Origin of the sequence: Pseudarthrobacter polychromogenes (genome assembly GCF_014644495.1) — a bacterium.
In the GTDB taxonomy this organism is placed as follows: domain Bacteria; phylum Actinomycetota; class Actinomycetes; order Actinomycetales; family Micrococcaceae; genus Arthrobacter; species Arthrobacter polychromogenes.
Map to the genome: position 1 here is coordinate 25,929 of NZ_BMKU01000005.1, position 11,246 is coordinate 37,174.

The window sequence follows — 11,246 nt, forward strand, 5'->3', positions numbered from 1 at the left end:
AGAAGGGCCCGGCGCGGGTGAAATGCCTTTGCGACACAAGATTTTTTTTGTGCTCTCTTGGAGAACTCTCTGTCGGCTTACCGACGCACACTGGACGTTCCTATTATGGCTGCTTGCGCGAGGTGTTGATTATTTCCTGAAGGTAGTTGATGTGTAAGTCGAAAGCCGATTCACCTTCATCAGTCAAAGCGGCCCAAGTTTTGGAACGCGTGTCCACAGTTCTTTTCGTCAGCGCCACGTAACCGGCCTGGTTTAAGCTTTTCAGATGCTTGCTGAGTGTGGAATCCGTGACATTGAGGGACTCGCGCAGGAAACCAAACTCAGCGAGGCCGAATTGTCGCAGGATGCTGCATATCCTGAGGCGCACCTGGCCGTGGATGACTTCGTCGAAAGAGAGGCCGGCGGCAGGCTTATCCATCATTTTCCTTCGGTGAACGAGCCGCTGAATGCTTTTTCTATCCGCTGGCTTAGATAAAAAGTGGCTCCGAACGCCAGGCCTGCAGCAACCAACAAGATCCACAGCTGACCTGAAATTGTGTAGAGCCCGATTCCTCCGACTCCGAGGACCAGAAGGATTGCCAGGAGTTGCAGCCCGGTGCGACGGGAGGGGCCGCGCTCCCACGGGCTCGTCTGTACCCGCGTGAAGCGGGGACGCAGGAAGCCGAGAATCGTATAGATGATGGCCGTTGCGCAAATGGCTGTGATGAACCAGCTCATCGGCAGTGCAAAAGCCATGACGAACCCCGCTACGCACAGACTTTGGATGAGGTGATACCACGTGGGTGCTGCTGCGGCGGAGGCTGCGTTCGCCCCGTCAGAGCGCAGGAAAGCCAGGTCAGCCGCAGCGGCGTCAGGGGTGGGCGGTTGGTGGTTTCTACTGTTTTCCATGATGGAAACTTATAACTTGCATTTGCTGCAAGTCAATACTTGCCGGAATAGAAAATCGTAAGGGTTCCTATGAGAGAGCAACTGTTCGGGCCGGTCAGGCGCAGATCTACATCCCGTGACTGCTGCGGACTGCCCGGCGACCAAACTTTCGTGGCCTTCCCGAATCAGCATGCCGGCCCGGAAGAAGACCTGCCGGCAAGAAGTCGTTGGGAGGAGACGCGGCATGAAACTATGAGGCCATGAGTGACACGCCGACAATCGGTTACGCTGCAATGCTTGAGCAGTTTCATCCAACAGAGGCACTGGATTTGGCGGAGTACGCCGAACTTCGCGGATTTTCCGGCGTGATGGCCGCGGACCACTTCCAGCCGTGGGTGCCGGCTCAAGGGCACTCCGCCTTCGTGTGGAACGTCCTTGCGGCACTGGGCGAGCGGACCAAGGGAGATTTTGGACCGGGGGTCACAACTCCGACATTCCGTTGGCATCCTGCCATGGTGGCCCAGGCCTCTGCGACCATGGCAGCGATGTATCCCACGAGACATTGGCTCGGCCTGGGTTCCGGGGAGGCCCTTAACGAGCACATCACGGGCACATATTGGCCTGAAGCACCTGAGCGAATCAATCGATTGTTCGAAGCAGTAGACATTATCCGTAAGCTATTTATGTCATCACTCGCCGGCAGGGACGTCAGGCACGAAGGGCAGTTTTACAAGTTGGAAAGTACCCGGCTTTGGACAATGCCTGAGGTGCCGCCGGAAATTCTGATTGCCACAGCGGGACCGGTCACCGCAAAACGCGCTGGACGGGTTGCCGACGGATTAATCACAGTGGGAGCGCCACTCGAAAAAGTCGCCGGATTAATAGACAAGTTTGAAACTGGCGCCCGCGATTCGGACAGGGATCCCGGCTCACTTCTAAAGGTCCTTCAGCTGCATATAAGCTGGGCGCCAACCCATGAAGAAGCACTCGCGAACGCCTTGGTGGAATGGCCAAACGGAGGAATGAAGTTCCCCAAAGCAGATATTAGGTCGCCCTTTGAGATAGCCCAAATTGCCAAAATGGTTCGGCCGGAAGACTTTGACGGAAGGGTACTTATCTCCCCCGATCTGGACGAACACAAAGCGCATATACAAAGTTATCTCAACCTCGGATTTGATCGTGTTTATCTCCATAATGTTGGGCGCAACCAAAGGGAATGGATTGATGCTTTTTCTGTTGACGTACTGCCAGGTCTGACCCGATGAGGCTGGCCCTGGAGGTCTACATGGTGCCCGGAATAGGAGAAATCGGGCATGGAGACGATCTGGTAACAATCATCGCCGAGAAGTGTGGCCATGGCCTCCGTGATGGCGACATCATTGCCGTCTCCTCCAAGATCGTGTCAAAGGCCGAGGGAAGAACGGCGCCGGCAAGCCAGCGGGAACAGGCCGTCGAGGCTGAAACAGTCAGGGTCGTGGCACAAAAAAGGCACGCTGCAGGGGTAACTAAAATCGTCGAGAACCGTCTAGGAATTGTTGGCGCCGCAGCGGGGGTCGACAGTTCGAACTGTGCACCGGGAACCGTGTTGCTTCTGCCGTCTGACCCGGACGCATCGGCCCAAGCCATCTGCACCGCCCTCCGGAACCAGTTCGGCGTCAACCTTGGAGTCCTGATCACCGACACACTTGGCCGCCCGTGGCGCGTAGGCCATACCGACACCGCAATCGGAGCAGCCGGCTTTCATGTACTAGACGACTTGCGCGGTACCCCTGACGCCCATGGCCGGCCGATGGAAGCGAGCATAACCGCCGTTGCGGACGAGATAGCCGCAGCCGCCGATCTGGTGAAAGGTAAGGTCAGCCAATGTCCGGTGGTCGTCCTGAGGGGCCTGCAAAAGTTCGTACTCAGTGCAAAGGACTTCGGTGCCGGATCACGTCACCCATCAGATTCCGGCGCTGCGCGCCTGCTCCGGTCGTCCGCTGAGGACATGTTCCGGATGGGCAGCGATGAAGCGTACGAGGCCGGATACTCCGCAGGCAGACGGGCTTCGGCCCCGGGGTAGCGGACGTCCTCCTGTCGTTCAGGCGTCCTGCCTGAACGACAGTTGATACTGCGGGCTTCGGCCAACCTTCGCAGCTTGATCAGCCCCATAGTTCTGTTGGAGGTGGCGGCCAGGCCCCGTGGGGGCCAGGACTAGCGAAAGACAATCAGGGGCCGCCCGGATAGCGGGTTTTCCAGCACGGCGGCGTCAATGCCGAAGACCTTACGGATCGTGGCGGGGACAAGAACTTCCTCCGTTGGACCTGCCGCAACGACTGCACCGTCATCAAGAAGAATCGCGTGGTCGCAGAACTCAGCTGCGAGGTTGAGATCGTGCAGGGCAGCTACGACGGTGAAGCCATCTGACCCCAGCGACCGAAGAAGGCGCATGGTGCCCAGCTGGGCCCCGACGTCCAGATGATTCGTCGGCTCGTCCAGGAGAAGCACGCGGGGTTGTTGCGCCAATGCACGGGCCAATTGAATTCTTTGCTGCTCTCCCCCCGATAACGTTTCATAGAGCCTTCCTGCGAAAGCACCCATGCCCACCGTCTCCAGCGCAGCCGATGCGATCGAGAAGTCATCCGCGGACGCGGAAGCAAAAAGGCCCTGGAAGGGTGTCCTGCCGAGCAAGACCACGTCGAAGGCCATGAGAGGCTGCCCGCTGTTAACTGTCTGCTCAACCAAAGCTACGCGCTGTGCGCGAGTACGGGAGGGCAGAGACGATAAGTCTTCTCCGTCCAACTGCACGGAGCCTGTTGACGGATGCAGAACCCCGGCCAGAAGATGAAGGAGCGTGGATTTGCCCGCCCCGTTTGGACCCAGAAGTGCGGTAGGAACACCAGGTTCAATGACGCAATCGATACCCTTGACCAAACGAGCACCCGAAACGGTATAGCTTAGGCGCGCTCCGGCTAGGGTTCCGAACGAGGTTTGGTGCTGCATCCCAGCCTTCACAGCATCTTCTTTTGACGCCGGATAAGAAGAGCGAAGACCGGCGCACCTATTAACGCAGTAACAATGCCCACTGGTATTTCCCGGGGAGAAAACACCGTCCGTGCCGCCGTGTCCGCCCAGATCAAGAAAATTGCACCTGTACAGGCGCTAAGCGGAAGAACGGCGCGGTGTCCGGCTCCGGTCAGGAGGCGCACGACGTGGGGTATCACCAGCCCTACAAATCCCAGTGCCCCGCTGACGGCGACCATGCAGCCGGTTAGGAGAGCCACGAAGCCCATCATTGACCAGCGGATTCGCGTAGGATTCAGCCCCAGCGAGGACGCTGCCGAATCCCCAAAGGCAAACCCGTCCAGCAGTCTGCCCGTGAACAAAACTGGCGCCCCTGCAAGCAGGAAACCGATGACCGCAATCCCTACCGAGGACCAGGTCGATCCGGACAAGGAGCCCATAAGCCAGCTCAGGACCTCCCGGTAAGAATCGCCCTGGGCGGACCAAAAGATGACGAAGGACGTGAGTGAAGAAGCCAACGAAGACACTGCAAGCCCGGCAAGTACGGTCCGGGTCGGTGTGAGGCGGCCAAAAGAAGAAGCGAGACCCAATGCAAGGGCCATTGCTGCCAGCGCTCCCAGGAAGGCAGCCAACGGCAGCAAAAGTGCCGCTCCGAGCAAGAGGACGGACACCGCGGCCAATGAGGCGCCCGAACTTACTCCAAGGAGATACGGATCGGCCAGCGGGTTTCTGGTTAGTGCCTGCATGACGACGCCACCGATGGCGAGCCCAGCTCCCACAACGGCCGCAGTGATAATCCTCGGCAGCCGCAGTTCCCATATGATCGCAGTCTGCACCTGCCTGTCGGGATCCGGAGTGCCGGCTGCCATACGTTCGATAGCCGAAGCCGCGACCTCCACGGGCGAGACATACGTAGGTCCGACAGCGGCGGCGGCCACCACCGACAACAACAGCGTCAGCACCGACAGCGCCGGTACCAGCCGCGGCCACCTCGACGTCCTATAAGCGACGGCCGGTTCGTGCCGCTTTGAATCTGCCGCGCGGGAGGAGGAGTGTCCGGCTGGGACGGGACCAGAGTTGGTCAGTACGTCGGTTCGAGACTCCGGGGACCTCACGGTGCAGTTCCGTACAGCGCGGCGAGTTGGTCGACCACCGACTGCACCGTTTCTACATTCCTCACCCCGGCTTCAGATGCAGCGAAGGGGACGACAATATAGCGCTTGTTTTTCACAGCCTCCAGCTTCGACATCACCGGATGGGACTCAAGCACAGACATCTTCTTCGCGGTACTCCCCCAACTGGAGTCGACCAGGACGATTGTGTCCGGGTTGCGTTCCGCTATTACCTCCCAAGACGCCGATGACCACGATTCCTTTACGTCTGCCATCACGTTGACCAGGCCAGCAGCTTCCATCATCATCTGAGGCGCACCGATCCCACCCCCAACGTACGGGGTGTCCGACCCGGAACTGAACCATAGTGTTGAATGCGCACCATCGCTCGGCACGATTGCCGCCAGTTTCTCTCGCTCCTGGGTTACCAATAGCTCGGCAGCGGCGTCAACGTTGAAGATTCGTCCGACTTCAGTGATGCCGGCGAACACGTTCTCGAAGGTCAACGGGTTTGGTTGGTAGCCCGCTGTCAGGCACGCCGCCGGTGCAACATAGGTTGAAATGCCCAGCTTTTCCAGGGCCGCCCGTTCGCCCACGCCTTCTGATGAGAAATTAGACTCCCAGCCACCAAAAATGAAGTCCGGCGAGTAGGCAAGGGTAGGCTCCTGGGCCGGCAAGGCCTTAGAGATGACAGGCACCGCATTCTGCCACTTGTCCGGCAACGGGCCGTCCGCAAACGCGCTCCCAACAATTTTCTTTTCGAGACCAAGCGCAAGCAACGTCTCCGTGGCCGACGATTTGATCGTCACCACCCGTTGAGGCGGCGCCGAAATTTCTACCTGGGTTCCGCAGTTGTCAATCACGATTGGATAGGTGGAACTGCCCGGGACGTTGGCCGTAGGGGCGGCAGAACAACCCGCCAGCGTAAGACCAACACCCCCCAAAACGGCAAGAATGTAATGTCTCGAATTGGCCCTGTTCATTCGTCCCCAATACAAAATCAGCAAAAGTTTTTGGTCAGAAATCCGGTGCAACCGGTGACAATCGCCTAAATCAGGGCGCACACTCCCCGCAGATATGCGTGGGAGGCCATTTACCCAAGTCTAACCATGAAAATCTGGAATCCCCCGAATGGCGCAGGGGCACACTGCCCAGGCACTGCTGTCTTACTACGGATGCGTATTCCACAGCTCAGCACTCCCTCTGGCGCCGTCTATTCGGGCGGAACTAGCCCTGACAGTGTCGCCAAACCACAGCTGCCCGTGCCAGAGCCGTGCCATAGAATTGAAGCAGAAAGATGGGCGAGCTCGTTGGCGCTGGACCGCAAGATGCTGAACTTCCGCCACCCTGCCGCAAACGAACTCCGCTTGGACACCCAAACCGACAAGCAGACTCCCCTGCCGCTGAGCGCCCGTGTCTCCCACCATGAGGACTGAACTTCCCGGCGCCTTCAGGCAGTCCTGGCAACTCAGGACCGGCACGGCCTAACCGCGTCAGGCGCCGCATCGACTTGTCGTTCTCCAGCAGGTGCATCCACGACCGCTGACGCGTACCATCTCGCTGCTCCGCCGGTTCGGCCTTGTTCAGCACCACTGTGATGTGACCCCAAGACACTGCGAAACAGCCTATTGCGCATTTGCCCAGAGACTGTCTGAGCAATCAGTTCCGCTGCCCACAGCTCGGGACAATCCTGATGGGTTATCCACCGCAGAGGCTGAGCAGTCCAAAGTTGGGGTCAACCGGGTTATCCACGGCTGGAATCGGGGACCATTAAGGAGCTCCCCTCAGCAGCCGTAGCGCGTGCCGTTACGACGTGTGCCCGCTTTTCCTCATTCCCAACAATTTGAGGACTAAAGTCTCCTCTTGATAGTCCTGCTACTCATACGGCGCTGTTGGAAGAAGTGTCGGGTTGTTCAACAAACTGATAGCCTTGATTCATGGCAAAAAAGACAGTCGTGCTGCTGGAAGATGATATTGACGGCTCGGAAGCTAAGGAGACTATTTCTTTCGCTCTCGACGGCAGTGAATACGAAATTGATCTCAACGAGGGGCACGCAAGCGAACTACGTGAAGCCCTGGAACGCTTTACCAACGCTGGCCGCAAAATGTCCGGCGGACGAGGCCGACCGGCTGCTCGAGCTAAGTCCTCACACGGCAGCCCGGACGCCAGAGCGGTACGGATGTGGGCGGCTGAGAACGGCATCTCCGTAAATACTCGCGGTCGTATCCAAGCGGAAGTAGTCGAGAAGTACGAAGCCGCTCACTAGCGCCAGCAAAAACCAAATCCGGGCCGGAATCCATTACTGATTCCGGCCCGGATTTTTATTCGTGGAAATACATTGTCCCGCAGCAAACCATTATGCAGGAATAGCCCGCACGTCTGGGAACCAGCCTTCTGGTGCCTTTCGGTTCGAGGTGTTCGGGGTCTCGGTGTTCTTTCATGTCGCAGTTGTGGAACGGGCCGTGTGGGTCCAGGAGGACTTTCATGTGGTGGTCTGCGTGGTCGCGCCACCAGACGCTCATGCCGGTGGCAGGATCGAGGCGAAGGTGCTCCCACGAACGCCCCAGGGCAGCAACACGCGATACGGCCTCGGGGTGGAAGTACCACTCAATGCACCACTTTGCGGACTTCCCGGTGACGCTGCGGACATAGGTGGGCAGGAGCTGCTCGTGCAGGAATTCTTCGGCCGAGCCGTAGACGAGCTCCGGGGCCTTCTCGGCTCTCTCGTCTTCGCTTCCGCCGGCACTGGCCGGCGGAGTGTCCGTATCGAACAACCCAAAATCGTCTGTCATGGCAGCAGCTTCCTTACTTCGTGACCCAGGGATTAGCGACAGGTGCGGCCGCCACCGGCACCGCCTCTCCCTCGGGCCGGGGGCTGTATGTCTTGATGGAAGCTTCCACAGCATCCTTGTGTGGTCCTGTGTACCAGGGCATGGTCCGGACCAGGGTGGCCGGCGCTCCCGAAGCCAAGACGACCGCGCGGCCGCGGTCCAGTTCGGCCAGGTTGGAGACGTCGAAGATGCGTTCCTTGGCTTCCTGCCGGGAGCGGCTGGACCCGACTTTCCTGATGAGACGGAAATGTTGATGTAGCTGTAGTCCCCGATCAGGTCCGACAGTGCGCGGAGGAAGCCTTCTTCGGCGACGCCGCCGCCGTAGACTTTGACGTTCGCGGCTGACCAGATTTTCCGCATGTTGGCTTCGCCCCAGAGTTCGACGCCCTGGGACCAGGACTGCAGGATGCCCATGACGATCAGGCCTTTGGAGCCGTAGTGGCTGAATTGGTCCGGCAGGCCGGCCCAGCGGACCACGTTTGCCAGCTCGTCGAGGGCGAACAGTGCGGGCTTGGGCAGGCGGCCGCCGCTGCGCTCGGTGCGTTCTTCCATCGCCTCGGCGATGGCCACGGTCAGTGCGGTGGTGAGCGGGGCGGCTGAGCCGGCGCCTTCCTTGGAGAGGATGTAGATGGTCTCTTGGGAGGTGGCGAAGGCGTGGGGGTTGAACTGCCGGCGGGTGTCACTGGCGACGTTTGCGCCGCCGGTCGGGGCGACCCAGCGGAGCGTGTTCCGGCTCTTGAGGCACTGAATCATCTTCTCGGCGGTGCCGAAGATGCCGTCGCGCTGTTTGTCAGCCAGCTTCAGTGTGGACTCCAGGCCCTTGTACTGCAGTTCGTAGTCATGCTCCCGGAGGATTTCGATGGGTTCCTGGCTGACCTGCTCGGTCACCCACAGGTAGACCTGCGTGATCGGCAAATCGCCCAGGGCGGCCGCGAGGAAGTACGAGGAGAGGATGTCTTCGGCCTTGGGATCGAAGTAGGCGTCCGGCTTGGAGCCCGGGACCCGGGAACCGACCGAGAAGTGCTGGGTGAGTTTGTAGGCCTTTTCTTCGTCGGTGACATAGGACAGGGGGTTCCACCACCAGTCCGGCTCCTCTTGGGCGATCTTCTGCGGATCGAAGACCCACACCGGGGCCACGTTCTCGCGAACGCCGCGGGTGCCGTCCACGCACCTTGCCCTTGATGAGCCCGGCGACCAGGTCGATGGGGTGGGCAGGCGGGGCGGTTATGCCGGCCATCCAGGACCCGAAGCCTGACAGGCAAAGGACCGTAGCACGGAGACTCGGCGCCGGCGGTGCCGCCCAACGCACCGGGCGGTTGCCGCCGGCACCAGAACAGGAACTCATCATGAGCAAAGAACCACTCACCATCGTCTTCGTAGGAGCCACCGGCAGCGTCGGACGCCTCGCCATCACCGAAGCCCTCCGACAGGGCCACACAGCCAGGGCCCTGGTGCGCAACGAGCGGCGGGCCCGCACCCTCGATGACCGTGCACAGGTTATCGTCGGTGATCTCACCCGCCCCGAAACACTCACCGCCGCGGTAGACGGTGTAGACGCCATGATTTTCACACACGGCGCACCCTACGGCAGCAGTGACCTTGAAGCCGTCGACTACTCAGGCGTGCGCAACATCCTCACCGCGCTGGACGGTCGACGTGCCCGCATCGCATTGATGACCGCGATTGGGGTCACAGCCCGGGCCGACTATTACGACTGGAAACGCCGCAACGAACGCCTCGTACGCGCCAGCGGGAACCCCTACGCGATCGTGCGGCCGGGCTGGTTCGATTACAACGACAAGAACCAACTGCAGATCACCCTGCTTCAGGGCGACACCCGCCACGCCGGCAACTCCTCCGACGGGGTCATCGCCCGCCACTAAATAGCCCCGGTCCTCATCGACAGTCTGACTTCTGACGGCACTGCCGGCACCATGTTCGAACTCGTCGCCGAACACGGCCCCGAGCAACCCTCCCTCGAACCCCTGTTCGCGGGCCTGGACCGGGATCCCAGCGGCGGGAACCACGGAGTCCGGGACCAACAAAATCTTCCTTTGGCTTCGGAACCCGAGTCCGTCGTCGCCTACCTCCGAGCTGCTGCCGACCGCGCTTAACTCTCCTGCTGGCGACAGATACCTCGGGAAGGGCTCATAGGTCGCTGGCCGCCCGCGGAGATGACGGCAGAGCACTCGGACATCTGTTGGCGGTGCGATTTTCGCAGACTACCGCTGGCAATTCTCTTCGTTTGCCTAGTTGCGGTACACCCCAACCTGACGTCGGGGCGCCTGACGTGGGAAGACTTGCCCCGTAGGTGGAGCTCCGGCCTGGTTCTCAGACACCTGACGAACCGCAGGAGGTGACATCACCCGCCCCTTCGCTAAGCGACTTCCATCAAGACCTGATTCTTCGGACTATTTTGATAGTTCTCGGGCTACCGCAGCTCGGTTTCCTGCCCCTCCAACTGTCAGGGTGGGATCTGAGAACATCATGAGCCACCGTCAACAATGCGGAATTTCGCGCTATTCTGACGCCAGACCGGCGCCGCAACTTGCCCGCGCTCCCCGTCACCCTGTCCAACGCTGCTCTAGGGCGAGGCGACCTCAGAGAAACTTTTACGGGCAAGGCGTGCGGGAACCCTCACACGGCTCCTGCTTCGTGGCATTACCCGATAGCTACTTGACCGAATATCCATTCTCGGCGTTGCCGTGGCCCCGTGGCGGGGAACGGCGGCCGCCTCTATCGGGAACCGATTAGTGAAGCATCGTCTTCAAAGTGTATTCAGCGCTTCCACGGGGGTCTCGGTACCAGATGACCACCCTGCATTTTCTTCCGGCACAAGGATCAGGTCGAGGTAGCCCTTGAGGATGCCGGGCACGTCCACGGTGTCAGGATTGAGGAGCCACTCGGTTTGAATTCCTTCCCATAGAGCCACGATGGTAGGGCCCGCGACATCTGGGTCGACGCCCGGCCGAAGCCGGCCAATGCTCGCGAGGTACCGCAGCTCCCCACTGTATTCCTTCCGAAGCCGGGCGAAGCGTTGGACGAAGTAGTTACGGGCCGGGTGGTCCTCAGTCGTGGCTTCTCCGGAGAGGACGGAGTAGAGCTCTACGAGGTGGGGAATCCGCTCATTGTGTTTCGCCTGCCGCACGATGGTTTCGGCAAACCGCTCCCGTGTGCCCGGGGTGCTCGTGGAGATCCGGTCGCGGTACTCGAGCACCGCCACGAGCAGCTGAGCCTTGGTGGGGAAATGGTGGAGGAGCGTGGTCTGGTTGATCCCTGCCCGGTCCGCGACGTCCTGGATGCTGCCGCCGTTGTAGCCCCGTGACCCGAAGACCTCTACGGCGGCTTCAAGAATTTGCCGTTGGCGCTCAGCGGTCTTGGCGTAGGGGCCGCGCGGGCCTGAGCGTGCGTTCGCCTTCTTAGTCATGGAAT

The 11,246-nt window shown here is 60.2% G+C and carries 10 protein-coding genes and 2 pseudogenes; 4 read left to right on the forward strand and 8 right to left on the reverse strand.

Features of this window, described 5'->3' with window-relative positions:
• Positions 1-103 precede the first annotated feature (103 nt).
• Complete coding sequence (locus IEX43_RS09455; protein WP_229666389.1) at positions 104-418, reverse strand: transcriptional regulator; 315 nt, start codon at positions 416-418, stop codon at positions 104-106.
• A complete protein-coding gene (locus tag IEX43_RS09460) occupies positions 418-735 on the reverse strand; it encodes a hypothetical protein (protein ID WP_229666390.1) in 318 nt (105 codons plus the stop codon). Before IEX43_RS09460 ends, IEX43_RS09455 begins: the two co-directional genes overlap by 1 nt.
• A 392-nt stretch (positions 736-1,127) precedes the next feature.
• Between IEX43_RS09460 and IEX43_RS09465 the strand changes: the two genes are divergently transcribed.
• The gene (locus tag IEX43_RS09465) at positions 1,128-2,132 is read left to right on the forward strand and encodes a TIGR03557 family F420-dependent LLM class oxidoreductase (RefSeq protein ID WP_188810501.1); all 1,005 of its coding nucleotides are present in this window, start codon (positions 1,128-1,130) and stop codon (positions 2,130-2,132) included.
• Positions 2,129-2,929, forward strand: a complete 801-nt coding sequence (gene cofE, locus IEX43_RS09470; protein WP_188810504.1) for a coenzyme F420-0:L-glutamate ligase — start codon at positions 2,129-2,131, stop codon at positions 2,927-2,929. Before IEX43_RS09465 ends, cofE begins: the two co-directional genes overlap by 4 nt.
• 131 nt (positions 2,930-3,060) lie before the next feature.
• On the opposite strand, the gene IEX43_RS09475 is transcribed toward cofE, so the two are convergent.
• The 3 genes from IEX43_RS09475 to IEX43_RS09485 all read right to left on the reverse strand — a co-directional run bounded on the left by IEX43_RS09475 (position 3,061) and on the right by IEX43_RS09485 (position 5,965).
• Positions 3,061-3,849, reverse strand: a complete 789-nt coding sequence (locus IEX43_RS09475; protein WP_188810505.1) for an ABC transporter ATP-binding protein — start codon at positions 3,847-3,849, stop codon at positions 3,061-3,063.
• Between the two features lie 8 nt (positions 3,850-3,857).
• The gene (locus IEX43_RS09480; RefSeq protein WP_308422220.1) at positions 3,858-4,832 is read right to left on the reverse strand and encodes a putative F420-0 ABC transporter permease subunit; all 975 of its coding nucleotides are present in this window, start codon (positions 4,830-4,832) and stop codon (positions 3,858-3,860) included.
• A gap of 149 nt (positions 4,833-4,981) precedes the next feature.
• Positions 4,982-5,965 carry a putative F420-0 ABC transporter substrate-binding protein gene (locus tag IEX43_RS09485; RefSeq protein WP_194734955.1) on the reverse strand — a complete coding sequence of 328 codons (984 nt, stop codon included), beginning with the start codon at positions 5,963-5,965 and terminating at the stop codon, positions 4,982-4,984.
• A gap of 954 nt (positions 5,966-6,919) precedes the next feature.
• Here IEX43_RS09485 and IEX43_RS09490 point away from each other — a divergent pair.
• Positions 6,920-7,249 carry a histone-like nucleoid-structuring protein Lsr2 gene (locus IEX43_RS09490; protein WP_188810507.1) on the forward strand — a complete coding sequence of 110 codons (330 nt, stop codon included), beginning with the start codon at positions 6,920-6,922 and terminating at the stop codon, positions 7,247-7,249.
• A gap of 90 nt (positions 7,250-7,339) precedes the next feature.
• Here the strand turns inward: IEX43_RS09490 and IEX43_RS09495 are convergent.
• Together IEX43_RS09495 and IEX43_RS20560 are read right to left on the reverse strand one after the other, a co-directional pair.
• Positions 7,340-7,775: pseudogene (locus tag IEX43_RS09495) on the reverse strand (DUF4913 domain-containing protein).
• A 291-nt stretch (positions 7,776-8,066) separates the two neighbouring features.
• Positions 8,067-8,981 (reverse strand): annotated as a pseudogene (locus tag IEX43_RS20560) (type IV secretory system conjugative DNA transfer family protein); the annotation flags it as partial.
• A 179-nt stretch (positions 8,982-9,160) separates the two neighbouring features.
• On the opposite strand from IEX43_RS20560, the gene IEX43_RS09505 reads away from it, so the two are divergent.
• A complete protein-coding gene (locus IEX43_RS09505; RefSeq protein ID WP_202986619.1) occupies positions 9,161-9,697 on the forward strand; it encodes an SDR family oxidoreductase in 537 nt (178 codons plus the stop codon).
• Between the two features lie 884 nt (positions 9,698-10,581).
• On the opposite strand, the gene IEX43_RS09510 is transcribed toward IEX43_RS09505, so the two are convergent.
• The gene (locus tag IEX43_RS09510; RefSeq protein WP_028271802.1) at positions 10,582-11,241 is read right to left on the reverse strand and encodes a TetR/AcrR family transcriptional regulator; all 660 of its coding nucleotides are present in this window, start codon (positions 11,239-11,241) and stop codon (positions 10,582-10,584) included.
• Positions 11,242-11,246: the final 5 nt, after the last annotated feature.